The sequence below is a fragment of the Rufibacter roseus genome, from assembly GCF_001647285.1.
Taxonomy (GTDB): domain Bacteria; phylum Bacteroidota; class Bacteroidia; order Cytophagales; family Hymenobacteraceae; genus Nibribacter; species Nibribacter roseus.
The window spans coordinates 329,556-353,296 of sequence record NZ_LRML01000003.1; the positions used below are offsets into that span (position 1 = coordinate 329,556).

23 protein-coding genes are annotated in these 23,741 nt (G+C 47.0%); 14 read left to right on the forward strand and 9 right to left on the reverse strand.

Features of this window, described 5'->3' with window-relative positions:
- Nucleotides 1–151 precede the first annotated feature (151 nt).
- Together A8O23_RS05390 and A8O23_RS05395 are read right to left on the reverse strand one after the other, a co-directional pair.
- Nucleotides 152–1,369 carry a PepSY-associated TM helix domain-containing protein gene (locus A8O23_RS05390; RefSeq protein ID WP_066617757.1) on the reverse strand — a complete coding sequence of 406 codons (1,218 nt, stop codon included), beginning with the start codon at nucleotides 1,367–1,369 and terminating at the stop codon, nucleotides 152–154.
- A 92-nt stretch (nucleotides 1,370–1,461) separates the two neighbouring features.
- Nucleotides 1,462–3,900, reverse strand: coding sequence for a TonB-dependent receptor (locus A8O23_RS05395; RefSeq protein ID WP_066617758.1), 2,439 nt, complete (start codon nucleotides 3,898–3,900; stop codon nucleotides 1,462–1,464).
- A 223-nt stretch (nucleotides 3,901–4,123) separates the two neighbouring features.
- On the opposite strand from A8O23_RS05395, the gene A8O23_RS05400 reads away from it, so the two are divergent.
- A complete protein-coding gene (locus A8O23_RS05400) occupies nucleotides 4,124–4,549 on the forward strand; it encodes a VOC family protein (protein WP_066617759.1) in 426 nt (141 codons plus the stop codon).
- Between the two features lie 103 nt (nucleotides 4,550–4,652).
- On the opposite strand, the gene A8O23_RS05405 is transcribed toward A8O23_RS05400, so the two are convergent.
- Nucleotides 4,653–5,039 carry a TerB family tellurite resistance protein gene (locus tag A8O23_RS05405; RefSeq protein ID WP_066617761.1) on the reverse strand — a complete coding sequence of 129 codons (387 nt, stop codon included), beginning with the start codon at nucleotides 5,037–5,039 and terminating at the stop codon, nucleotides 4,653–4,655.
- A 202-nt stretch (nucleotides 5,040–5,241) separates the two neighbouring features.
- Here A8O23_RS05405 and A8O23_RS05410 point away from each other — a divergent pair, with 202 nt between their 5' ends.
- Together A8O23_RS05410 and A8O23_RS05415 are read left to right on the forward strand one after the other, a co-directional pair.
- Nucleotides 5,242–5,577 carry a hypothetical protein gene (locus A8O23_RS05410; RefSeq protein WP_066617765.1) on the forward strand — a complete coding sequence of 112 codons (336 nt, stop codon included), beginning with the start codon at nucleotides 5,242–5,244 and terminating at the stop codon, nucleotides 5,575–5,577.
- Between the two features lie 90 nt (nucleotides 5,578–5,667).
- Nucleotides 5,668–6,540 (forward strand): HAEPLYID family protein, encoded by an 873-nt coding sequence (locus A8O23_RS05415; RefSeq protein WP_066617770.1) that lies wholly within the window; start codon nucleotides 5,668–5,670, stop codon nucleotides 6,538–6,540.
- A gap of 26 nt (nucleotides 6,541–6,566) precedes the next feature.
- Here A8O23_RS05415 and A8O23_RS05420 read toward each other — a convergent pair whose 3' ends face one another.
- The 4 genes from A8O23_RS05420 to pnuC all read right to left on the reverse strand — a co-directional run bounded on the left by A8O23_RS05420 (nucleotide 6,567) and on the right by pnuC (nucleotide 9,630).
- The gene (locus tag A8O23_RS05420) at nucleotides 6,567–7,448 is read right to left on the reverse strand and encodes an aldose 1-epimerase family protein (RefSeq protein WP_066617772.1); all 882 of its coding nucleotides are present in this window, start codon (nucleotides 7,446–7,448) and stop codon (nucleotides 6,567–6,569) included.
- A gap of 31 nt (nucleotides 7,449–7,479) precedes the next feature.
- Complete coding sequence (locus tag A8O23_RS05425) at nucleotides 7,480–7,995, reverse strand: AAA family ATPase (RefSeq protein WP_082882921.1); 516 nt, start codon at nucleotides 7,993–7,995, stop codon at nucleotides 7,480–7,482.
- 131 nt (nucleotides 7,996–8,126) lie between these two features.
- On the reverse strand, nucleotides 8,127–8,876 hold the full coding sequence (locus tag A8O23_RS05430) for a DUF2490 domain-containing protein (RefSeq protein WP_161486697.1): 750 nt from the start codon (nucleotides 8,874–8,876) through the stop codon (nucleotides 8,127–8,129).
- Nucleotides 8,877–9,015: 139 nt separating this feature from the next.
- Entirely contained in the window at nucleotides 9,016–9,630 is a 615-nt protein-coding gene (gene pnuC, locus A8O23_RS05435) for a nicotinamide riboside transporter PnuC (protein WP_066618287.1), read from the reverse strand.
- A gap of 135 nt (nucleotides 9,631–9,765) precedes the next feature.
- Here pnuC and A8O23_RS05440 point away from each other — a divergent pair, with 135 nt between their 5' ends.
- The 10 genes from A8O23_RS05440 (at nucleotide 9,766) to A8O23_RS05485 (ending at nucleotide 21,507) form a co-directional block, all read left to right on the forward strand.
- Complete coding sequence (locus tag A8O23_RS05440) at nucleotides 9,766–10,086, forward strand: rhodanese-like domain-containing protein (protein ID WP_153042084.1); 321 nt, start codon at nucleotides 9,766–9,768, stop codon at nucleotides 10,084–10,086.
- A gap of 196 nt (nucleotides 10,087–10,282) precedes the next feature.
- On the forward strand, nucleotides 10,283–11,752 hold the full coding sequence (gene guaB, locus A8O23_RS05445) for an IMP dehydrogenase (protein ID WP_066617778.1): 1,470 nt from the start codon (nucleotides 10,283–10,285) through the stop codon (nucleotides 11,750–11,752).
- A 365-nt stretch (nucleotides 11,753–12,117) separates the two neighbouring features.
- Nucleotides 12,118–14,175: a GAF domain-containing SpoIIE family protein phosphatase gene (locus tag A8O23_RS05450; protein WP_239693348.1), complete on the forward strand. Its 2,058-nt coding sequence runs from the start codon at nucleotides 12,118–12,120 to the stop codon at nucleotides 14,173–14,175.
- A 20-nt stretch (nucleotides 14,176–14,195) separates the two neighbouring features.
- Complete coding sequence (locus A8O23_RS05455; protein WP_066617784.1) at nucleotides 14,196–14,534, forward strand: STAS domain-containing protein; 339 nt, start codon at nucleotides 14,196–14,198, stop codon at nucleotides 14,532–14,534.
- Nucleotides 14,527–14,937: an ATP-binding protein gene (locus A8O23_RS05460; RefSeq protein ID WP_066617787.1), complete on the forward strand. Its 411-nt coding sequence runs from the start codon at nucleotides 14,527–14,529 to the stop codon at nucleotides 14,935–14,937. Before A8O23_RS05455 ends, A8O23_RS05460 begins: the two co-directional genes overlap by 8 nt.
- Before the next feature lie 292 nt (nucleotides 14,938–15,229).
- Nucleotides 15,230–17,524: a peptidylprolyl isomerase gene (locus A8O23_RS05465; protein WP_066617789.1), complete on the forward strand. Its 2,295-nt coding sequence runs from the start codon at nucleotides 15,230–15,232 to the stop codon at nucleotides 17,522–17,524.
- 100 nt (nucleotides 17,525–17,624) lie between these two features.
- Nucleotides 17,625–18,980 (forward strand): peptidylprolyl isomerase, encoded by a 1,356-nt coding sequence (locus A8O23_RS05470; RefSeq protein ID WP_066617792.1) that lies wholly within the window; start codon nucleotides 17,625–17,627, stop codon nucleotides 18,978–18,980.
- A gap of 8 nt (nucleotides 18,981–18,988) precedes the next feature.
- A complete protein-coding gene (locus A8O23_RS05475) occupies nucleotides 18,989–19,951 on the forward strand; it encodes an AAA family ATPase (RefSeq protein WP_066617794.1) in 963 nt (320 codons plus the stop codon).
- Between the two features lie 131 nt (nucleotides 19,952–20,082).
- A complete protein-coding gene (locus A8O23_RS05480; protein ID WP_066617796.1) occupies nucleotides 20,083–20,511 on the forward strand; it encodes a hypothetical protein in 429 nt (142 codons plus the stop codon).
- A 327-nt stretch (nucleotides 20,512–20,838) separates the two neighbouring features.
- Nucleotides 20,839–21,507, forward strand: a complete 669-nt coding sequence (locus tag A8O23_RS05485; RefSeq protein WP_066617799.1) for a hypothetical protein — start codon at nucleotides 20,839–20,841, stop codon at nucleotides 21,505–21,507.
- Nucleotides 21,508–21,510: 3 nt separating this feature from the next.
- Here the strand turns inward: A8O23_RS05485 and A8O23_RS05490 are convergent, their stop codons facing one another.
- Both A8O23_RS05490 and A8O23_RS05495 read right to left on the reverse strand, forming a co-directional pair.
- The gene (locus A8O23_RS05490; RefSeq protein WP_066617802.1) at nucleotides 21,511–21,888 is read right to left on the reverse strand and encodes a hypothetical protein; all 378 of its coding nucleotides are present in this window, start codon (nucleotides 21,886–21,888) and stop codon (nucleotides 21,511–21,513) included.
- 1 nt (nucleotide 21,889) lies between these two features.
- Complete coding sequence (locus A8O23_RS05495; protein WP_066617805.1) at nucleotides 21,890–22,774, reverse strand: TIGR02587 family membrane protein; 885 nt, start codon at nucleotides 22,772–22,774, stop codon at nucleotides 21,890–21,892.
- A 355-nt stretch (nucleotides 22,775–23,129) separates the two neighbouring features.
- Here A8O23_RS05495 and A8O23_RS05500 point away from each other — a divergent pair, with 355 nt between their 5' ends.
- Nucleotides 23,130–23,735, forward strand: a complete 606-nt coding sequence (locus A8O23_RS05500; RefSeq protein ID WP_066617807.1) for a GNAT family N-acetyltransferase — start codon at nucleotides 23,130–23,132, stop codon at nucleotides 23,733–23,735.
- Nucleotides 23,736–23,741 lie beyond the last annotated feature (6 nt).

The following is a 23,741-nucleotide window of genomic DNA, read 5'->3' on the forward strand; positions in this document are numbered from 1 at the left end:
AAACAGGCTGAAAACAGGTTTACTTTTAACTAAGAAGCGTACTTCATAAAAACAGCCGAGCCTGCACCAATTGGCACAGGCTCGGCTGCTTTATCTATCTTCTGTGTTTTAGCCCTGCTTTTCTGAAAACAGGGCTAAAACATGAATTGGTTTAAGACACCTGTGTTAACACTGGCCTTGCTCCCATCTGCTTTTTATTAGACTTCTTCTTCAGTTTATTCCACCAGATAAGGGTACCGGTAATGGGTAAGCTGGTGGCAATTAAACAAGCCAGGAAATACAGAATCTTAGAAAATGTCCCGAACACGTCGCCCAAATGCAGCGCCCTTACGGAAGAGGCTACTTTTTCATTGAACGGTTTATCAGAAAACTTCTCCACTTTCAGCACTTTACCGCTGTACTGGTCAATCTGCACTTTGTCAGCCGCTGATGGGGCAAAGAAACCAGCCTCCGTCTTTTGCACCACAATTGAACCGGTTGAGTCAGAGGGTAAGCTGATGCGGTAATTGCCTTGGTACGGAACGGCTTGGTCAGCAAGGTTGATCATAGAAGCCACGGTCATTGTTTGGCCGGTTGCTCCGGCAGGGTCAGACGGCAGAGGTTTCTCGCCGCGCTGCTTGAAGATTTTATCTCCTAACACGGCACTGGCTCCGTCGCGGTACCACTCAAAAGACCAGCACAAGCCCGTAAGCGACATCACTAGCAGGAAACCAAAAGAGTAAAAACCAAGGCTGTTGTGCAGGTCATGGTTAATGCGTTTCCAGTTGCCGCTGGTTTTTACCTTAAGCCCCTTCTTCCAGTTCTTCAATTTTTTAGGGAACCAGATCACCATACCCGAAAGTAAAATAAACACGAAGATAATGGTAGACACGCCCACAATAACTTTACCTGGATTAATAGTGCCTGGCTCTGCTTTCACCAACAGGAAGCGGTGCAACTGCTCAACGGTATGGAAGAACTCACTGGCTGCGCTTTCGGTGGTGCCGTTTATTTCACCGGTGTACTGGTTCACCAGATAAGTGGTTGGTCTTCCTCCGCCACCTGGCCCGCCAGGTCCGCCCTCTCCGGCTTGCTCTTTTTTGAGCATGAGGCGGTAAGGTTTTTCGGCATGGGCGGGAATTTGCAGGCCAGTTACTTTCCCTTTCTCTTGTCTCTCTAATTTGGTAATTAATTCATCTGCCGACAAGGCTGTGGCATTGGCCGGTACCTCCACCTGATACTTCTCTGGCTCCAGCGCCTCTTCAATTTCAGTGTGGAACGTGAAAATGGTGCCCGTAAGGCAGACCACAAACAAGACTAATCCACTGGCCAAACCTAGCCACAGGTGGATATCGTTGAACAATTTTCGCCAGGTGAACCCTTTCTTCATATGGTTAGCAACTTTAAGGTTTCTTTTTGCAGAAAAGCAGCCAACGCAATTACGCTGGCTGCATAGTTTTATTTTGTACTGGTGGTGCTTCTTTAGAAACGGTAAGTAACCATTCCGGAGAAGTTGCGGGGTTGGATTCTGTCTATAAAATTTGAACGATAAGCATCATAGCCCACTTTATCAAATAAGTTGTTCAGCATCACTCTCACGCCCCAATGCTGTTGGAACTCGTACCCAACTTGGGCATTGGCAATGGTGTAGGCTTTGTTAAACCAAGGTGCCGTGTTTGGGTCAATGTTGTGGTACTGCACGCCTTCTAAAGTCCAGTCGTTGTACGGCCGCGCACCCAGGTGATACACGCCCAACCCCAGGTTCAGCCCACGCAGCAGCCCTTCATTGAGGGAGTAGTTAGCCCAGGCATTGAACGTATGTTTAGGTGTATTATTCGGTGCCGAGCCGGTAACAAAAACAGTGTGCTCCTTGTATTGGGCATCAATATAGGCATAACCAGCCACAACCTCCAGATTCTCCAGCACACGTCCGGTCAACTCTACCTCTACCCCTTTGCGCTCGTCGTTACCGCCTTTAGTGTAATACCCCGCTGACACCACCGCACCAGATTCATCAACCCTGAATACCTCTAAGTTCATGTTGGTGTTGTTGATTTTGTAGAGCGTGAGGTTAAACCGCAGGCGGTCGTTCAGCCAGTCAGACTTAATGCCTACTTCCATCTGGTCTATGCGCTCAGCTCCCAAGGCGTTTCCGTTCACGTCTACCACCGAGGCACTTCTTGGGTTAGAGCTGTTGGTGTAAGACCCGAAAACATTCAGGCCTTCTTTCACCGTGAACATAACCCCAGCTAACGGATTCCAGTAGCTGGAACGTTGAATTTTTGATCCTTCCGGTGAATTGGTTTGGGTGGTGCTGTACCGTATTCCGCCGTACACTTTTGCCCAGGGGGTTACTTGAATTACATCTTGGAAGGTAAGGCCCAGGCGGGTGTCAAAAGAAGTAGTGCCGCCGGTTCTGGTAAAGTTTGGCGTGCCCTCAGGCAAGGTGTTGGAGATGTTGGTGTCAAATACATCAATTACATCAATAGCAATGGAGTTGAATACCGGTACTTCTAAATCAATGGTGCGATAGTCAAAACCAGCCTGGAAAGTATGCTTCAGAAAACCAGACTCTATATTAGCGCCCACTAAATCGGCTTGGAAAACGCTGCTTTTGTCAATGCGGGTGGTATTGTGAGAAATAGAACGGCGGTAGATGTTCACCTGGTCTACGTTAATTCCTTGACTGGCATCAGAACGTACTGCTGCTAAACTGGTCCGGATGCCGTCTGAGTCATAGTTAGAGCGGAAGTAAGCGGCACGCAGGTAAATTTGGTCTGTTAGATCACGCTTCACACGAGCCGCGAAGGTGGTGTGTTTTACCACGGCCAAATCAGAGTCAAACCCTAGGAAGCGGTTTACCGGAAGGTCATAAATCTGGTTTTCTTTGTTACCTACCGAGAGGTTAACGGTACCGGCATCAATGCTTTGGTTGTCGTTGTAGTAGTCCATTTCCAGCACTACTGAAGTTTTAGCATCGGGGCGCCAGGCTAATGACGGGTTGATGTAGAAAGATTCTTTTGACATGTGGTCACGGAATTTTCCGCCGGTTTGGTAAGAACCGTTTAATCTGAAAGCTACCGTATTCGCCTCGCCCAATACACCCTGCACATCAAAAGCCGGACGAATTAAGCCAAAGCTGCCCACTCGCAAAGAGGCTTGGCCGCGATCTTCAAACTTAGGGGTTTTAGTCACAATGTTCACCAACCCGCCTGGGCCGCCTAAATCGGTAGCTGCGCCCATGGTTACCGCCGATGCTCCTTTCAGCACCTGAATGCTTTCCACGCCTTCCATATCCGTTGAAAAGCCCTGACCCCGGAAATCGGTCATGACACGCACACCGTTTTTAAGGGTAGGAATTCCACGGAAACCACGTGAGGAAATACTTTCGCGCACACCACCGTAAGTAGCATAGGTGTACACCCCCGGCACGTTCCGCACTGCCTCCAACACCGTTAAAGCACCCTGCTTTTCAATTAAAACATCAGAAATAACTGAGATAGACTGTATCTGGTCGCGGGGTTTGAGGGGCAAGCGGGTAATGGCATCTAATTTCTCTGGCTGTTTCTCACGCTCACCGAACACTTCTACCTGATTTATTTGACTGCTGACCGGCTCTAGCACAAAAGAGAGCTCCAGGTCTTGGTTGCTGCTGATGCTTACTTTTTTGTCTATTGATTGATACCCAATCATAGAAACTCTCACCTGATAGACGCCCTGCTCTAAAGGTCTGATCCGGAAATGGCCAGATTCAGAGGTAGTGGTTCCATATGAAGTACCTACCAGCGCTACACTTGCATAGGCCAGCGGCTCACCGTTACCTAAGGTTACTTTACCACTAATAGAAGAAGTATGACGTTGCGCCCATACAAGCTGACTAAGCAAGAGCACTAGTGTGAACAGGGTAAATCTTTTATACATAGCTAAGCAGAAGAAATAAAGGGGATAGTTTGCCTTATTACTTTAGAGCCCGGTTCATGAACCAGCTCTTTATTTAGAAATCTTCTAAACAGCGGCAAAGTAAACCTCTATTTAGATTCAATCCAAATAAAAAATAATTCTTTCTTCAATTCTCCTACTGCCTGATTATATCTGCTCTTAATTCGCTTTTTTGCGCATTTAAGAAATATTCTGATACAACACTATGGATCCAAGAATTACCATTGTTACCCTTGGCGTAAATGATGTAGCGGCCGCTACGCAGTTTTATGAATCTGTTTTTGGCTGGGCAAGAACCTCTGCCAGTCAGGAAGGCATTACTTTCTTTCAGCTGAATGGCTTTCTATTGGCTTTGTTTAAAGAAGAGGAGTTAGCTAAAGACGCCCACGTTCCCGCTCAACGCGACGGGTTCAGAGGCGTAAGTTTGGCGCACAATCTCCGAAGCGAGCAGGAAGTAGATGGCTTGTTCAGAGATTTAGAAGCCAAAGGAGTGACCATTCTGAAAAAGCCAGAAAAAGTGTTCTGGGGAGGTTACAGCGGTTACTTTGCTGATATAGACAACCACCTCTGGGAAGTGGCTTACAATCCGTACCTGCCTTTAGACCAGGCAGGCAACGTGACAGGACAATAATAAAAATACGTTTCAGCCTGTTTTCTAAAAAACAGGCCTGAAACGTATTTTACGTGGAGTAGAATGAGGGCTGCTGTGGCAGATAGTTTCAATAAACTATCTTTTACAGTTGCCCCTGTTTCAGTTGGTCTATCATTTCATCTAAAACATCTTGGCTATAGCCAATGCGGCGGGCATAGTCTGCACACAGTTTATACTCACTTTCCTCTAATTCGCCGTCTTGCAGCATCATGAGCACCAGTGTCTGCAACTCTAAGGTTTTATGCAGGCCGTCTTCTGGAATAATAAAAGAGAGTACCGAAATGTTGTCGGCAATGGGTTGGGTTTCCTCTTCAGTAAGGCCTAGCTGGTCTCCTATGGTCACCAAAAAATTACTCTCTGACTCATCAAGGTAACCATCAGCCACGGCCACAAGTATTAGGTTCTGAAAAAATGCCAGCTTCTTCTGCTGGGTATTTAAAAGCTCTTCAAATGATTTATTTATTGCCATGGGTTTTGCATTCGTATGTAAGGACTATTGAATACTTGAATACGGCGGAAAAGTTGCCGGAGACAAACATCTGCGCTCCAGCTAAAATCCCCCTAGGGGAAATCTGTCTGTCATAGCCAAAAAATACCATTAAGTGCTTTACCTTTGAAAAATGAATGGCCTGTTTAGACATATCAGAATCTTTTGAGCCCTTTGGGGTCTGATGGCCCTCTATCTGTTCAATATAAGTATTGACAAATCAGACACCACCCTTGATCCTCTACCTGCGGAACTGGAAAATAATGACATAGAAAGCTTTGTTGAGCTTATTCTTGAAAACGTCTTGTGCCTGGAAGACATAATAGAAGAATACGACGACACCAAAACTGAAGAACATCTCAAGAAAAAGAGCAATAGAATAGACGTGTTCTACCCCTTTAAAGCTGAACCAGAATACATTACCAAATCTGAGCAAAACAGCCAGACAAATCTTCCATTCAAATTATACCAACTCACCAAAGGCTTTTCTAAGCTAGACATTCCCCCACCCAAAGTTTAATTTTGTTTTTCATAACCTTTTCCTCACAGATGGTTCTACGAAAGAGCCGCCTGCCCCCTCTTGCATTGCAAAAACAAATCAAAAATCAACATGAACATTAAGAGAATTTACATGCTATTGGCTGCCTTAGCCTATGCAAATTATAGCCTTGCCCAAACCGAAGACGCCCAAGCAGACAGCATCTACATACAAGAAGTACAAAAAGGCAGAGGGCCCAGTAAAGTTCTACATGCCGAACCTCTCTTTATTGACTTGATCAGAGATTTAGGGGCACGTAAAGGCGAAAAAGAATGGAACATTGGCATGGGCCTGACCGACAATTTACGGTTTGACAGCTATGAGGCACTGGTGGAATATGAATGGGCACCCATCAACCGGCTAGGCTTTGAAGTAGAGCTTCCGTTTACCTTTTATTCTCCTCTGCGGGGAACTTCAAAGGAAGAGGTACCCTCCAACAGGCTGGAAAGTATCAAATTGGCGACGCAATGGTCGTTCTTCGTCAATGAACGAATGGCCACGTCCATGGCTCTGGGCTACATAAATGAAATTGAGCTATCAGACTTCAGAAGCTTTGGTAATCCACTTATAAAGGGGAATGTCTACAACCCATTTTTTGTGATTGCTAAGCGCTGGGGCTATAACTTTCATTCACTTGTTTACACTGGGCCCAAGTTTGAACAGGACTTTGAGTCAAAACATGTGCATACCGTGTATAATATCAATACCAGCTTCCATTACATGATAACTGGTACAAGAAACTTTATTGGGGTAGAATTCAACAAAGCATTTGAAACGAATGATTTTGATATGACCATTAGGCCCCAAATGCGGTTAGGCATTGCAGAGGATCTGTTGGTAGGCATTGTAGCGGGTATACCCGTTCAAAGGGAAAACCAAAGGTTCAGTTCCTTTGTCAGGTTGATCTGGGAGCCTGGCCACAGAAAGGGCGGCCAAAAGCATTGATTCAGAATTAAATCTTAAAAAAAGATTTACCCTACTGCAATGGTATAGGCTGCCTCAAAGGTTTCTCCCTGCCCTATTGACTGCATTCCCTCTTTCTGGCTTAATTCTACCGGCTCGCCCACACTACCCGCCAAACCATACCACGGCTCAATGCAAAGGAACGGAGCACCCACACGTTTGGTCCAGATGCCCAGGTAAGGGAAGTTCTTGAATGTCATTTGCACGAAGTGCGGGTACTGGTCAGATTTAAGAGTGACGCGCTCAGACTTGAAGCCTTTAAAAACAATGGCATCTTTGGTGTAGTGCTCGTAACGGAGCGGCAGCAGGGCCATGTTGTCCAGCACGGGCTCGGTGAGGCCGTTGAAAAGGCCTTGTTCCTGATCCAGCAGGTGCCGCGCCAATATTTCGGGCTGTGAGAACTCCAGATAATAGTCTTCAAATCCTCCCCCAGGTGCCAAGGGCAAGTTGAATGCCGGGTGCGCACCTATGGAGAACAGCATCTCCCCTTCGCCGGTGTGTTTTACCTGCCACTTCACTTCAAGCGTCTGCTCGTGCAGGGTATACAATATGCGAAGCGAGAAATGGAACGGGTAATGCTGAAGCGTCTCCTCGTTCTGCGTCAGTTCATATACCAGCTGGTTTTGCGTTTGCTCCAGCAGTTCAAATTCCTGGTCTCGGGCAAAGCCGTGCTGGGGCAAGGAGTATGCCTGGCCTTGGTGCAGGTACTGGTTCTGGGGCAACTTGCCTACTATCGGGAATAAGACGGGGGCATGGCGGTTCCAGTACTCAGGGTCAGCCTGCCAAAGGTATTCGCGGTGGCCGTCTTTCTTGAAGAAGCTGCACAGTTCTGCCCCGTGACTTTTCACGCCTACGCGCACCAGTTCGTTCTCTAAATAAGCTGTTGCCATGTAGTCTGCTGTATTGAGGTGTTCTTGTGAATTACCGCTGCCGAAGTTTCTCCACGGCTTCAATAGCGTTCAGGAATCTGGTTTCCTGGGTTCCTGAAATCTCTACGAAGGGCACCTGCATCTGTTCCAGTTCTTTTCTGTAGAGGTTATAAAAGTAATCGCGCAGATGGGGGTGCTCCCGCTGAGGGTCTGGTTGCCAGGGTAGGTCTACGTTCAGGAGCAAGTACAAATCAACGTTTTGCCTGGCCAGTTGCTCCAGAATATAAGGGGCGCATACGCCGTACGCATGTTCTGACCACACTTTCATCACCAGCAGCTCCGTATCCAGAAAAAGCAAGCTGGGCGCACGTTGCATAGCCTCCTCCCAAGAAGCTAACTGCCCCCGCGCAATTGTTTCCAGATCCTGGGCCTCATAAGGCCGCCCTAGCTTTCCCAGATATTCGCGGGCATACTCTGGTACCCACGGCGCTCCATAATGCTGGGCCAGCTGGGCCGCTAAGGTAGACTTTCCGGTACTCTCAGGTCCGGTTATGGCTATTTTAAGCAAAATGAGTTGTCAGTTATGTTTTCGCCTGTTTTCTGAAAATCAGGCCGAAAATAAGAACTAAAATTGAAGGCAGGGAAATAGCCCTATACCTAACTAGGAAATATCAGCGAACAACTCAAACCAGAACTCTACTACTCAGCGGTTTTCTTCCGGAAATCTAGGTTGTAGTTAAGACCTACCTGCAAGGTGTGGTTGTCTTCAAACCAGATGCCGTTGCGTTGTGCTACGTGGTGGTGCAGATAACCAACTTCCAGGTTGGCGTCTTTGTGGAACCGAAAGCCTAAAGCGACATAAGCACGGTTCTGGTCAAAAATATTGTTCGTCACGTTCGGCCCGAAGTTCAGAAACACCTCGTCATACACGCCCAGGTAAAATTCTCTGTCTTCAATGCTGGGGCCCTGCAACGGTATGTTTACCCTGAATTGGTAACGGGCGCGGTTTAAATAAGTATAGTCTTGGGCTCCGGCGAATTTCAACCACCGCTGCTCTAATCTAAACCGGTGCTGCAAACCAAAAATGCCTTGCTGGTCTTTAAGTTGAAGTTGCTGGAAGATACGCTGCTCCGGAAAATCATCAGACGCAGGATTGTCGCCGTAAGGGTACGTGTGTACATACGCATAGCCCGCAGCCACCATGGCCCGGTCAGACAGGTTGTAGGTAAGCGCAAAACGGGGCATAATCTGCTGCTGCTCGGTAATAACCTTGTACTGCCGCACCTGCAACTCTGTGTGCAGACCTAGTTTGTCGGTGAGTTTATGGTTACCGAAATACATGTACCAGCCATTGTAATTGGTGTCATGTATGCGGTTGTTTTGGGCAGAGGCTGAAGAGAAAGCTAAGGCAAAAAGCAACAGAAAGGGCAGAAAGCGTTTATTCATCATTAGTTTGGTTTTAAAGGCAGATGCATCCATTTGATTGGTGACGCTACAAAAAAAGCCCATAAAACCGTACCATGCCAGAAGAAAAACCTGTTTTCACCCTCTTTTCTGGAAAACAGCCCAAAAACAGCCACCAACAACGCTAACCTCTAGCAGCTAGCTCCTGACCTTTCTTCATGCTTTTTTTCCAGTCTACATACCCCCACCAGGCCAAGCCCAGGTAGATAAAGTAAAGCCCCGCAGTAGGGTATAGTTCTTTGTATAAATAGATGGGCACATACACCGCATCTACTACAATCCAAACGAGCCAGTTCTCCAGTTTTTTCCGGCTCATGAGCCATTGGGCACCAAGGCTGACGGCGGTGGTGCCGGCATCCCAGAATGCCAAATCGGCATCGGTTTTGGTATGAAGAAAATACCCCAGCCCTACGGTAAACAGCGGCACCAGCACCGCCAGATACCCCCACTGCCGCTTAGTGGTCTGTGTGACCGGCCGCTCTACCCGCTGGTTGCCTTTGTGCAGCCACATGTACCAGCCATAGAAGTTCAGAATGGCAAACATGACCTGCAACCCCATATCGGCGTACAGCTTTGCTTCATAAAACACATAGATGTACAGCACCACGCTCACTAGCGCTACCGGAAAGGTCCAGATGTTTTGCCGCGCCGCCAGCGCTACGCACAGCAACCCAGTGATCACACCTACTACTTCAATAATAAAATCTTGGGTCCAGTAATCAGGAGAGAAAAAATCCATTGCGGTGCGTTTCAGGCGTTTCTTCCGGAAACCAAGCCAAAAACGGCTGATTAACCAGAAGGCACTTCTGCAAAAATAGGAGCAATTGGCCAGCCTATCTCCTTTAGCGCCATTATTTTGCTTTATCTTTGCGTCATGCTGCCAGAAATAACTCCCACCCAACTCAAACAACGCCTTGAGCAAGGCGAAGACCTTCAACTAATTGACGTGCGCGAGCCCGAGGAGTGGGAAATCTGCAATTTAGGCGGAACGCTTGTGCCCTTGGAAGAGTTGTCAAACCGCGTTGAAGAGTTTGATAAGCTCAAGACCTCGGTGCTTATTTGCCACCACGGCTTCAGAAGTGCGCAGGCATTGGCTTACTTGCAGCACCGGCACGGGTTCATGAACTTACTTAATTTAAAAGGAGGCGTTCATGCTTGGGCGCAGGAAGTGGACCCCACATTTCCAGTATATTAAGGTGTAGTAAAGTATACCATCCTTACCAAAGGAGCCACACAGCTACAGGAAGTTGAAGAATGGTGTTTTGGGGCTGTTTTCCTGAAATCTGCTTTAAAACAGAATTCCCCGCTCTAATATTATTTTTACTATTTGTTGACGCATATTCAACTTTTCCCCTAATTTTGCATGGCAAATACCTTTAACGCTATTTGCCATGCAATCCCACGCTCCTAATCTGTTGTTTGAGGCCCTGACCTACGACGACGTTCTTCTTTTGCCGGCTTATTCTGAAGTACTGCCGAAAGACACTAATACCTCCACCCAACTTACCCGCAACATTAGAGTGAACATTCCGCTGGTTTCGGCGGCCATGGACACCGTGACCGAGGCCGACATGGCTATTGCCATGGCACAGGAAGGCGGAATTGGCATCATCCATAAAAACATGAGCATTAAGCAGCAGGCCGAGCAGGTCCGCAAAGTGAAGCGCTCTGAAAGCGGTATGATTCTGGACCCTGTCACCCTGAATCAGAACGCCACTTTGGGTGAGGCTATCCAAATCATGAAAGAGCACAAGATTGGTGGTATTCCGGTGCTGGATGACACCAGGAAATTGGTGGGTATTATTACCAACCGTGACCTGCGTTTCGAGAAAAACTACTCGTTAAAAGTCTCGGAAGTGATGACCAAAGACCGTCTGGTGACTGCCCCCAAAGGCATTGAGCTAGACAAAGCAGAAGACATTCTGCAGGAATATAAAATAGAGAAGCTTCCGGTAGTAGACAGTGAAGGGCTGCTAGTTGGGCTTATTACCTACAAAGATATCCTGAAGAGAAAACACCGCCCCTACGCCTGCAAAGACGAGTTTGGCAGGTTGCGCGTTGGTGCTGCCGTAGGTGTGACACCTGATGTATTGGACCGTGTGGGTGCCCTGGTGGAAGCTGGCGTAGACGTCATTAGCGTAGACACTGCCCACGGCCACTCGAAAGGTGTAATGGAAGCGGTAAGAAGGATAAAAGACGCATTTCCGAACGTAGATTTAATGGCTGGCAACGTAGCCACCGCCGAAGGCGCCAGAGCCTTAGCCGATGCCGGAGCCGACGCTGTGAAAGTGGGCGTAGGCCCTGGCTCGATCTGTACCACCCGTATTATTGCCGGTATTGGCGTACCGCAGCTATCAGCGGTCATTGAAGCCGTGAAAGGCTTGGAAGGAACAGGCGTACCAGTCATAGCCGACGGTGGCATCAAGTTCTCCGGCGACATTGTGAAAGCCATTGCCGGCGGCGCCAGCACCATCATGATTGGTTCATTGCTGGCCGGTACCGAAGAAGCTCCCGGTGATATGCAGATCTACGAAGGCCGTAAGTTCAAAACCTACCGCGGCATGGGTTCTATTGAAGCCATGGGCGAAGGCTCTAAAGACCGCTACTTCCAGGATGCCGAAGATGACGTAAAGAAACTGGTGCCGGAAGGTATTGTGGGCCGTGTACCTTATAAAGGTCTGGCCGGCGAAGTGCTTTATCAATTAGTAGGCGGCCTGAAAGCTGGAATGGGTTACTGCGGAGCCCCAGACATTGAAGCTCTCAAAAAAGCCAAGATGGTGAAAATTACCGGAGCCGGCCTCCGTGAAAGCCATCCGCATGACGTGCAGATAACCAGAGAGGCTCCTAACTACAGCAGATAAGCCTCTCACCAGCAGTTTTAATTTGCAAAAACTACAATATATAAATGCTTTGCCTGAGTGTCTTAGGCAAAGCATTTTTGCTTCGGCGCCAGTGAAAATTCAGCCCGTCAAACTAAAAATTGCTGCATTTCTGGAACCTCCACCTTTTATTAGCGTTTTTGAATATAGTATTACGCTATTAATTTTAAGCCATGGTTGATCGGAACCAACTGCTTCTCATATGATTGGCAAAGGCTCATGTCACTGATAGGCATAATTACATTACTTTTTTTTAGTTACTTTTAAAGATTTCTCGTATTCACCCAAATCAAACACGTAAACCACACCAGCAGGCGCCATCCCAAATGCCCAAAAACAAAACATTCATGCGGTTGAGTTTTCTTACCGGAGCCGTAAGCTGGGTTTTGCTATTGGCGAATGTGCTGTTATTGGCCCGCCAGGCCCACGATGGTGAAACCAATATTGGAGAGCCGTACTTCAACAACCTGCTTTCTATTGTTTTCATTTTATCGGTTTTCATTTACCACCGCGCCAAAAGCCAAATCCAGAAAGGGTCTGATTTCACTACTCCACTCTGGGGGCTCTTCATAAAAGGAGGAATGGGAGCTTATGTCTGCCTTCTGCTTATAGTCGGTTATCCAAACATTAATTTCTACTGGGTCAACAGCCCTTACCTGCTAGATATTATCTATCAGGTCTTGTTTGGGTTTTTGGTGTATTTCCTAGGCAAGGCCTTCTACACCTGGCGCCAATTTATTCTGTACCAGAAAACGAAGGATTTACAGAGCCAATGGAAATGGTTTGAAATACTGATCTATCTGTCTCTGCTGGTTCCGCTACTCAATTTAGAGTACATGAACTACATCTTCCTCATTCTGGACTTGGGCCTGCTACTGGCATTCAGTCTTTATATGAGTGTACACCTGCATTGGGTGGCTTTTCTGAGCCTGGACCGGAAGTGGGCGAGTATTTTCTTGCTTACCGCTATTCTGGTCAGTGCTGTGCTCTTCGCCAATTTCCTGTTCAACTACTCTGACTCTCCTGAACTGATTGTAGATTACACAGACAATCCGTTCATTTTGCTTGCTCTGGCTTTTGTTGTCATCTACACCCTTACGTCATTGCTGGTAGCAATATTTAGCCTGCCCACCTCTAAAGTATTTGAGCAGAAGAACGCTGACTTAATGAGTTTTCAGCAGCTAAGCCAGACCATACAGCAGGGTAAAAGCGAGGAGGAAGTATATTCCATGTTGTTTGACAGTGCCATTAAAGCTTCTGGGGCAGACACAGCCTGGTTAGAAGTAGGCACCGAAACCCGTCTGGACTCTGACACCCACAATGAAAATGCTAGTGACCCCAAAGAAAGGGAGCTCATCAAGAAGATTGTGCACCTGGTGCATGAGCAGACAGACGCGGGCCAGGATGGCATTCTGGTACAAGACAATCTGCAGCTCATTCCAGATTTCAAAGAGCTGAACGTGCCATACAACTCACTACTTGTAATGCCGCTGACTTCTACCAAACGCAAATACGGCCACCTGTACCTGCTGCGCGAAGTAGAGAACGGTTTTGACCAAGATGCTGTGAATGTGGTGCAGTCATTTACAAACCAGACCGTACTCACCATTGAAAACCTCCACCTAATTCAGGAGTCGTTGCAAAACGAGCGGTATAAAGAAGAGCTGAAGATTGCCAGCTTGGTACAGGATCGCCTTATTCCTAAAACCTTCCCTACCGATACCTGGTTTGAGATCAGCACCTATTCAAAGGCTGCCAAAGAAGTGGGTGGCGACTTTTACGACTTTCTGCAGTTAAGTGAGTCACGCATTGCCATTATCATTGGCGACGTTTCAGGGAAAGGTATTTCAGCGGCCTTTCACATGGCGCAAATGAAAGGCATATTCCATGGCCTCATGCAGCAGGACTTACTACCCGATGAGTTTATGGTGCAGGCCAACAGCGCCCTGAGCCGCTGCTTGGAGCGTACCTCTTTTATTACTTCAGCACTTTATATCATAGACTATAAAATGCAGGGCGTTTCATTTGCCCGCGCCGGCCATTGCCACACGCTTTACTATAACTCTATGATGGAAGATACGTTTTACTTCCAGACCGAAGGATTAGGTCTGGGAATTATACGTGACCAGAGTTACGCAAAGCGTATTCACCGGCTACATTATGACTATAACCCTAATGATGTTATGGTAATTTATACCGATGGCATTGTAGAAGCCCGTGACGACGCCCAGAATGAATACGGGGAGGAGCGCCTGAAGTACATGCTTTCCCAAACCTATCATCTTGAGGCAGAAGACATAAAGAGCGCCATTATCAATGATGTAAATGACTTTACCAAAGATATTTTGCACGACGACCAAACCTTGTTGGTCATCAAGTTTAAACAGCCTCAACCTAACGTTTAGATGTTCCGTAAGTAAGGACGATGAAAATTAAACACACCATTTCCGATAATACCATCACCATCAGTTTAGATGGTGAATTGGATGCCAGTTCATCTGTTATGCTGGATGAAGAGCTTTCCAATCCTAGCATCATGATGTTCAGCAAGATTCTTGTTGATTGCAAGAATCTGAATTATATTTCTTCAGCCGGACTAGGCGTATTCATCTCGCACCTTCAACGTTTTGAAGATGCCCAGATCAAGCTCATATTCTTTAATATGCAGGAGAAAGTACGTAACGTATTTGAAATCCTGGGGCTTGACCTACTGATGACCATAGTCGGTTCGTATGAAGAAGCCGTGACCATAGCCAATGACTAACACACTAAGGGTCAGCTGTGACAGGAAAAACCTGAAAACGATCCGTCAGTTTGTGACGGATACTTTAGCTCCCGTGCCCTTAACTGAGATTACGCTCAACCAAATCATATTGGCGGTAGACGAAATATGCGCCAACATGATTATTCATGCCAACCAGGAAGACAGCAAACAGTTCCTGAACCTGACCATAAAATATGATGATCAGGTAATGGTGTTTGAACTGACAGACAATGGCAAGGCATTTGAGCAAGCCAACTACCGTGAGCCTAACATCAAAGAAAACATTAGGCAGGGTAAAAAAGGCGGTGTGGGCGTAGCATTGGTCAACCGCATTATGGATAAAGTAGAGTATAGCGTAAAAGGCTCTACCAATATTTGTGTGCTGCACAAATACATTAATTAACCTCCTATCATTTCTTTTTTAATCCGCTGCACAATAAAACCCGTTTTGAGGCTGTTTTCTCCAAAAGAGGCCCAAAACGGCAGCTGGTTATCAACACCTCTACCGTATATCAGCTTCTAATTTATCAGAAAAGCCATCTCTGCTACCGGCCTTGCGCAAAGGACGGTAGCAGATTTGTCTGATTTATAGGAATCTGTGCAGTCTCTTCACCAAATCTGTCCAAAAAAATGAGTAAAATTGCATAATGATAGGTAGAGACTACTGCCTCCCATTCTGTATTTTGCCAATCAATATGCGAGTAACATCCTTATGCCTGGGCCTCGGCGCCCTGCTTCTGTTCCAGTGTACTTCTCCAAAGAAGGCTTCAGAACCTGTTTTATTGACCATCGGCCCAGAGGCGGTTCCGGCTGCGGAGTTTGCCTATGTGTATGAAAAAAACAACGGCAACGCAGACAGCGCCTATTCCAGCGCCAGCGTAAAAGAGTACCTTGACTTGTACACCAACTTCAAGCTAAAGGTAGCAGAGGCAAAAAGCCGGGGGCTTGACACCACAGAGGCTTTCAAAAAAGAGTTGGGCGGCTATAAAGAACAACTGGCCCAGCCATACCTCACTGAGAAAAGCGTAACCGACCAACTGGTACGCGAGGCATACGAGCGCCTGAAAAAAGAAGTAAGCGCTTCTCATATTTTGGTTTCCGTAGACATGGAAGCTGACCCCAAAGACACCTTGGCGGCTTATCAGAAAGCCATGAATCTGCGGGAGCAAGCTGTGAACGGTACACCGTTTGAGCAACTCGCCGCTAAACACTCTGATGACCCTTCAGCGAGGGAGAACGATGGCCAGCTTGGCTATTTCACCGCTTTGCAAATGGTGTACCCATTTGAGAACGCCGCCTATAACACCCCAGTGGGGCAAATATCACAACCGATAAGAACCCGCTTTGGCTACCACCTGATCAAAGTAAACGATGTGCGCCCGGCCCAAGGCGAAATAAAAGTAGCCCACATCATGGTGCGCGCCCAGCAAGGTTTGCCAAAAGCAGACTCTTTGGTAGCCAAGAAAAAAATTGATGAAATTTATAAGCGTGTACAGCGCAATGAAAACTGGGACCAACTGGCATCGCAGTTTTCAGAAGATGCCGCTTCAGCTGACAACGGAGGCGAATTGCCTTGGTTTGGCACCGGCCGCATGATTCCTTCTTTTGAAGAAGCAGCCTTTGCCCTTGACAAACCAGGTGCCATTACAGAACCTATTCAAACAGCTTACGGCTGGCACATAATTAAGCTTTTAGAGCGGAAAGAGCTGCCTACTTATGAAGAGATGGAGACTTCATTGCGCAACCGTATTGCCAAAGATTCCCGCTCTGAGCTGAACAAAGCGGCTTTTATGCGCCGCATCAAGAAAGAAAATAATTTAGTAGAGATACCAGCTACGAAAGAAACGGTGCTAAAGCTAGCCGATTCTACCCTGCTGGCTGGTACCTGGAAGTTACAATTGCCGGCAGAGCCTAAAAATTTGGCCTCTGCCCCACTATTCACCATCAACTCAAAACCCTACACCGTCACCGATTTCGCCTCTTACGTAGAAAAAAACCAGCGCCGCAGACAGAACGTGTCACCTTCGCATGCCATGAACCTGCTGTACGACAAATATCTGGAGACAAGCCTTCTGGACTACGAGAAAGAGCACCTGGAAGAAAAACACCAGGACTACCGCATGCTGGTAAACGAGTACCATGACGGTATTCTGCTGTTCCAGCTGATGGAGGAAAAAGTTTGGGCCAAAGCTGTGGAAGACACGGTAGGCCTTCAAGCCTTCTTTGAGCAGAACCGAGATAAATATACCTGGGGCACACGCGCCAAAGCTACCATTCTGAGCGCCGCCACTCCTGAAATTCTGGCCCAGGCTCAGAAACTGATGCAGAACGGCCGCTACGAGTCTATCAGATACAAACAACCAGATATATCTTTTGAATTTGGCAACGACAAACTTTCACAGGCTGCTACCGGCCAATTAGATGTACTAGCCGCTGCCATGCAAGCAGACTCTACCCTTACGGTTGACCTTACCGGCTTTGTAGATACCCGTGAAGCCACTAACAGAGCTAATTCTTCACTGGCTTCCCGTAGGGCAAACGCGGTGAAGAACTATTTAACCCAGAAAGAGGTTCAGGAAGACAGAATAAATGTGACAGCTTCCGCTAACCGCACGGCGGCTGCCCGTAATGGCCGTAAAGTGACTTTGCAAGTTTTCTCTACTGACTTACAGACCCTGGCCGATCAGTTAAACCAAAATAGTCCGCTTGCCCTGCAGGTAACTTCCCGTAAGTTCCAGAGAGGTGAGAACAAGGCTTTAGACCAGGTAAACTGGCAGCCTGGCACCAACACGGTTACCCAAGACGGCCGCACCGTTTGGATTAACATTGAGCAGGTAGAAGCGCCTAAGCCAAAAGAATTATCAGAAACCCGTGGGGTAGTTATTTCAGACTACCAGAATTACCTGGAGCAGGAGTGGTTGAAAGAACTTCGTCAGAAGTACCCTGTTACTGTAAATCAGACAGAAGTAGAGCGCATCATTAAAAAGTAAGTTTCTTTTAGTGCCTCCGTTTGTCTAGTTTTGTTTGTTTACGACTTTACTTATTTGCCATAAAAGCGGGAGCTCCTTTGCTTTTGCTTTAAACAACAACATGAAAACCCGAATTACTTTTTCTTCTTTCCTGCAGAGCCTCTTTGCTTTTTGCCTGGTCTGCACGTTGGCTTTTAGCGCCAACGCCCAGCAAACCACGCTCATTGATAACATTGTGGCTAAGGTAGGAAACCATATAGTATTGCGCTCTGAGCTTGAGTTCCAGCACGCTAACGCAGTTAGGCAGGGCTTCACGTCCCCAACCATACGTTGCGAGGTATTACGCTCATTAGTACAAAACAAGCTTTTATTAGCCCGCGCCGAGATGGACTCTGTTATTGTAGATGAAAGCTTAGTGAGTGCAGAAGTAGACCGTCGTCTAAGCACTTTCGTTGCCCAGATAGGCAGCCCGGAGCGGCTGGAGGAGTACTTTAACAAGCCTATGGGCGAAATTAGAAGCGATGTCAGACGCAGCATTAAAGAGCAAATGACCTTGCAGAAAATGGAACGCGAAATCTCTGGCGAAATCAAAGTAACGCCTAAGGAAGTGAAGCGCTATTTCAACACCATTCCAAAAGACAGCTTGCCTTATTTTTCTACGGAAGTAGAAGTAGGCCAGATCGTGAAGATAGCAACCATTGGCGCTGCCCAAAAGAATGCCGCCCGGGAAAAATTAGAAGCAATAAGGCAGCGGATTTTAGCTGGTGAAGATTTCTCTGAGTTAGCCATTCAATTTTCTCAAGACCCGGGTTCAGGACCTGCAGGCGGGGAATTAGGTTTCCATAGCAAACGAGAACTGGTACCAGAATATGAGGCGGCGGCTCTAAAGCTTCAGCCAGGCGAGATTTCACCGGTCATAGAATCTATGTTCGGTTTTCACCTGATTCAGCTCATTGCCCGTCGTGGTGAGGAATACAACTCGCGCCACATTCTCATTAAACCAGAAACCGCGCAGGTAGACATGGAAGCTACTGCTCAGCAGTTAGACAGCATCCGTACGCTTATCTTGAATGATAGCCTTTCATTTGCCAAGGCCTCCAAAGATTTTTCTGATGACATGGCTACTAAAGGCAACGGCGGCATGATCACGTTACCGAACTCCCCTACCACTTATATTCCGGTAGATCAGTTAGATCCTTCTATCTTCTTTGTGGTAGACACGTTAGACATAGGCGGCATCAGCAAACCGCTGCCCTACCGTACAAACGACGGTAAAGAAGCCATGCGCATTCTGTACCTGAAGTCTAAAACACCGCCGCACCAGGCTAACCTGAAAGATGACTATCAGAAAATAGCCGCCGCCGCCTTAAACGAAAAAAGGTCAAAAGCCATTAGCGACTGGTTTGAGAAAAACAAAGACACCGTTTTTGTAGACGTGGTGCCAGAATTCGAAGCCTGTAGACTAGACGAAAATTAATCCCTCCTATGCCATTTGCCTCTGACAAAGAAGCCGCTGACGCGCTCCATCACGCCTACGGGCGTCTTACCGCTGAAATCTCCAACACCGTTATTGGGCAGGAGGAAGTTGTAAAACTGGTGCTCACCGCTGTTTTTTGTCAGGGGCACTGCCTTTTGGTTGGTGTACCGGGCTTGGCGAAAACTTTGTTGATTCAGACCATTTCTAATTCGCTGGATCTGTCTTTCAACCGGGTACAGTTCACGCCAGACTTGATGCCTTCTGACATACTAGGCTCAGAAACGCTTGACCAGAACCGCCAGTTTCAGTTTGTGAAAGGACCCGTCTTCGCCAATATAGTTTTGGCAGATGAGATTAACCGTACTCCGCCTAAAACGCAGGCGGCTCTTCTAGAGGCCATGCAGGAGTATTCTGTAACGGTTGCAGGCCATCACTACAAACTGCCTCGCCCCTTCTTCGTACTGGCCACGCAAAACCCCATAGAACAGGAAGGAACCTATCCGCTACCCGAAGCGCAGCTAGACCGTTTTATGTTCCACGTGGCTCTGTCTTACCCTAGCTATGAGGCGGAGCTTCAAATTGTTAAAAACACCACCGGCGACCGTAAGTACGAGCCTAAGGTGGTTCTAACTGCCGAGGAGATTGTAGCCTTCCAGCAACTGGTACGCCGGGTGCCTGTCACCGACAACGTGGTGGAATATGCCGTGAAGCTGGTACATAAAACCCGCCCAAACACCGATTTGGCAGGCGCGCAAACAAACCAGTACCTGGAGTGGGGTGCCGGACCAAGAGCTTCGCAGCATTTGATCATGGGCGCTAAGTGCAATGCCCTCATCCGCGGAAAATATTCACCTGACATTGAAGATGTGCAGGCAGTAGCGGTGCCTATTCTTCGCCACCGCTTGGTGCGCAACTTTAAAGCCGAAGCAGAGGGAATTACAGTAGAGCAAATTATAAAAGGCCTGTTGTAGTTTCTTTTTTTGGCCTGTTTTCATGAAAACAAGTCAAAAACAAGAGCCGTACAGTAGCAATCATACCCTATATGGTAATGCAAAAGAAGTGTACATTCAGTACTTTTGCCGAATAAATTTTAACCAAGCCCATGGAAGCAGCCGCTTTATTTGAACGCTTTGAGAATAATCTGGAAACCATTTTCCGCTACATTAAAAAAGGGTTAGACGTACGCACCACCCCGTATGAAATTTCTATGCCCCTGGAGGTGAACCTGCTTTGCGATGTTCTGAACCAGAAAGGTTTCAACTATAAAGTAGACAAAGCAGGCTTTGACGCCTTAGTGCAGTTCCATGATTTTTACGTACACGATAAGGAGAGAATATTAGATACCTTCCATCAGATTTTAGAAGACAAGCGGGCTTATATCAAAACTGCAGACGGCACCGTTCTTCTAAAAGAGCAGCTTATTCGCCGGCTGGAATATTTTAATGAAATTGCTCACTCCATGGAGGTTATTGCGCGCCTACAGCAGTTGGGCAGTCCGCTACAGTACAACTACCCTTTCCTGAATAATTAACAGGCCTCTTCACCTGAAGCAACAGGTATCCATTTTTATAAAATCCTGCACTGGGGGCTCACTTGAGCAACTGATGCAGGATTTCTTTTTACAGACTATCCTACCATTGCACTCCCCTGCATATTTTTTTCTACCTTATAGGGGATTCCTGTTTCTTCTTGGTCTAATTACCAGTAATGGCCATTATCTGTAATGGCTGCGGTATTTACTGTTTTCTGTTTTAGGCTTAAATTCTTAAAAACAGAGCTAAAACACAACTGATTTTAATCACTCCAACAATACACTACCCGCTTCTATTCTTACACGACCACCTGACATACCCTTCAAATGAATAGAATTCTATTAGCAGTGGCGCTCTCATTACTTTTCGTTCAAGTACAAGGGCAGCAGTTAGCACATGAGACCAACCAAACCAATAGCACCGATTATTACCGAAGCCAAACCCTTCACTCAGGCTTCAAACCGGTGACAGCTAAAAGAGACAGCACCCAAACCATTGAATGGGAAGAACCAGGCAAAGCTATACCTTACTTACTATTAAAAGCATCTGTAAACGCTTCAGCCTTCAGTTCAAATGATCATAAGGTGCCTTTGGCCCGGATAGAAGCAGAAGTTCCGGTGTTTAAAGAAGTGGTGCACGTGGGGCTGATTGCTATGCCAACGGCTATTCAGCACTCACAAGAGGATAGTGAGTTAAAGGTCTTTGGCGGCCTTTCGGCTGGTATTCACTTTCCGTTCAACAAAGTAATTGACCCTGAAGAAAGATTTTCTTTTAGCGGCATCAAACCGTTTATGAGAGGCTACGCAACCGTAAATACTGGAAACTCCGAAGAAAGCGAGAATCCGGACGCAGGCAGCAACTGGATATTTTATGCCGCCTATGACCTGGGCTTAGATTGGACACTGGTAAAGATAGGGGAATCGAGACTGGGGATTTCCGCGTTCAGCACTAACATGAAATTCTGGAACTTTGGTTTGGTGCTAAAACTGCAGTAATTGTTACGGTTGGTTGTAACCTAGAATGTGCACCTCTGTTTTCTGCCCCTGCTGCCAAGGTTTTCTAAACGTAACCCAGGCTCTCTGCACGCTTTCTTTAGGAGCTAAGGGAAACAAGGTTTCGGCTTTGTCTACTTCTTTTCCGTTTTGCAGCAAGGTCACCTCTACAGAAACGTTTTCAGCGGTTTGCTCCCCTTTGTTCACTAACTCAATCCGGTAGATATTACGTTGCAGTTTGTCTTTTTCTTGGGTAAGTTCTACCCTTAAATCAGGCGGGGTGTCTTGAAAAGTAAAGGCTTTATAGCTAAGGTAGCCCAATAACGAGAGGATCAACAGAACACTGAAGCCAAACACAATCCATTCTAACGGGTTCTTTTTCATATTATTCCCCTTTATATTCCTGATCTAATAGGAACCTACCGGCAGAAGCACCCAGTGAGGTGACAATACCCAGTACTACCGTAGCTTCAATACAGATTTGTAAACTGGCTCCTTCAAACCGGCCAAAGAACCACAGCGCCCCCGCCGATACACAGAACGCAGTGGCATAGGTAAGACTCAGGCCCCAGAGCACTTCCAACACTTTGGGCGCCTCTTCGGCCGGTGTTTCATAGGCGCCTCTGAACCCTATATAATATAAAACGCCACCACTCAGCAGCAGCGAACACAAAAACATAAAAAGCAATTGCAGGGGTGTGGCACCAGTAGCCAGTACCATTACCTCATCTGTGGGGGCTATGTTGGCACCAAAGAGCATACCGGCACAGGTAGCCAGCAAAATCATTTCAGCGGTAGAGGCTTGTCCCTCTTTCTGGTTCAGGAGCTTTTCTTTAGGAGGTGTATCTTCTTCGTCTTCATCGGCACTGGCGGCCCCAAGTTGGGCTGTACCCACTGATACCCCAATAGCCACTGGCATGGCCTCTACCAAGACCATGTACACTATGCGCTCTAAAGACATCTCCTGCACATTCAGGCGGCCTAACAGCATCAAGAACAGGAAAGACAACACTACTCCCAGCCCCATCTCCTCTATTGAGTCTACCAATACCTCACGCCAAGAGGCACTTGGCCTAAGGCCGGCATAGGTATTATAAGCTAGTAAAAGGCAGAAAGTCATGCCCATGTACAGGAGCAAGTGCCACGGGTTCACATCATAGCTGGTCCACCAAACTTCCATGGTGTACAGCATAGGAAGGCTGAACAGCAGCCCCCCTATAATGCCCCGCCCATACTCTTGTAATGAATGACTAATGCTTTTTACCCGCATAAACCGGCTCTGCTGTTTTTCTAATAGGCCAAGATATACAGGCCCTTACTGGTGCACCTTTTGCTTTTCTGGCATAGGTCAAGTAAAGCTGATACGGGTCAAATGCACTTGGTGTTCCTTAGCCGCGCTGTTATAACCCATTTGGTGTACTGAGTCTTCTTCATGAAGCAAGCGCCTACATTAGTTACCACTCATATTGTAGTACCTGCTTTTTGCCACGGCAGTACTACTTGTAACAATATTCTTTCCTCCCAAAGAATGAAGAGCAGCATCTAAATCAATAATAAATGGCGAAAGAAGTACCACATTGCGAAAGAGCCTCGTACAACCAATCAGACCAGCTTTTTATTCTTGTATGCTGACTCACTCGCTTACATACTCCCAAACAACTGCTTTTTCTACTTCCAGACTTTGGCTGCGGCCTTACGACCAAGAAATGGCACTGCCGTTCTGGCAGTTGATTCATACCAACAGAGATCGCCTGCAGGCTGACTTTCCGGACCGTACTTCCGCTGTTATTACTCTTAGAGACGCCGAAAAAAGAATAAGAACCCTTAGGTACCAATGGAACACAGGAGACATGTACAGCTTTGGGCTTTGGAGCAAGGAAACTGGTAACTATATAGGAGACATTACCCTGCGCAGAATGACTCCCGGAAAACCTTTCGGTGAGGTAGGTTATTATTTAAGTGCTGAGGCAGAAGGCTCAGGCTTTGCCACCGAAGCCCTAAAAGGTCTTGTTAAGTTTGCTTTCCAGGAACTGAGAATGGAGTCTGTGAAATTGCGCTGCGCCCAAGACAACATCAAAAGCCAGAAGGTAGCGGAACGCTGCGGCTTCACCCGTTCACAAACTCTTACCATTGCCATTTCTAAAAATGCCGAAAAAGAAGACCGTCCCATCTATACCTACTGTTTAAGGCACAACGACACTGCTGCCCGCTTTTTATGGAATTCGGTTTAAGCCTAT